This window comes from Streptomyces sp. IMTB 2501, from assembly GCF_001953885.1.
Classification (GTDB): domain Bacteria; phylum Actinomycetota; class Actinomycetes; order Streptomycetales; family Streptomycetaceae; genus Streptomyces.
Genome location: NZ_MQUS01000085.1, coordinates 485 through 1,576 on the forward strand (window position 1 = coordinate 485; position 1,092 = coordinate 1,576).

A 1,092-nucleotide genomic window follows, 5' to 3' on the forward strand; every position below is an offset into this window, starting at 1 on the left:
CAAGACCGCGTTGTTGTTCTCGGGTCAGGGTGCGCAGCGGGTGGGGATGGGGCGTGGGTTGTATGCGTCGTCTCCGGTGTTCGCGGCGGCGTTGGACGAGGTGTGCGGGTATCTGGATCCGTTGACGGGCCGTTCGGTGCGGGAGGTGATGTTCGCCGGTGAGGGCACCGACGAGGCGGGACTGCTGGATCAGACGGTGTTCACCCAGAGCGCGTTGTTCGCGTTCGAGGTGGCGTTGTTCCGGCTGGTGGAGTCCTGCGGGCTCAGGCCGGCGTTCCTGGCCGGGCACTCGGTCGGTGAACTGGCCGCCGCGCACGTCGCCGGGGTCCTGGATGTGAAGGACGCGTGCACGCTGGTGGCGGCCAGGGGCCGGCTGATGCAGGCCCTGCCGCAGGGCGGCGCCATGCTCTCCGTCCAGGCCCCCCTGAGCGAGGTGGAAAAGGCCCTGGCCGATCACGCGGGCCGGGTGGAGATCGCCGCGGTCAACGGGCCCACCGCCATCGTGGTCTCCGGTGAGCGTGACGCCCTCGCCCGTCTGGAGGAGGGGTGGCGGGAACAGGGCGTCACAACGCGGATGCTGCGGGTCTCGCACGCCTTCCACTCACCGCTGATGGACCCGATGCTGGACGACTTCCGTACCCTCGCGCAGCAACTCACCTTCCATGAGCCGCGGATCACGGTGGTCTCCACCGTCACCGGTCTGCCCGCTGCCGCGGGGCAGCTGGACTGTGCGGAGTACTGGGTGGAGCAGGTCCGCCGCCCGGTACGGTTCCAGCAGGCGGTGGAACATCTGGCCGGGCAGGGCCAGGCCGGTGCCTTCGTCGAGATCGGCCCGCGCGGGGTCCTGACCGCGATGGCCGACCAGTGCCTGCCCGATACCCCGACCCGGCCGGCACTGATCCCCCTGGCCCGCTCCGACCGCCCCGAGGACCGCGCCGTCCTGACCGGCCTGGCCCGCGCATGGACCACCGGAACCGACCTCACATGGCCCGCCCTGCTCCCCACCGACACCGGCGATGCCCAACCCGCCGACGGCACACCGGTGGAACTGCCGACCTACGCCTTCGACCACACCCGCTACTGGCTCGACCG

1 protein-coding gene is annotated in these 1,092 nt (G+C 71.1%); it reads left to right on the forward strand.

The features are described 5' to 3' along the window. Positions 1 to 46 precede the first annotated feature (46 nt). Positions 47 to 1,092, forward strand: a 1,046-nt coding sequence (locus AV521_RS46185) for an acyltransferase domain-containing protein (protein WP_179023921.1), incomplete at its 3' end; no start/stop codon positions are given.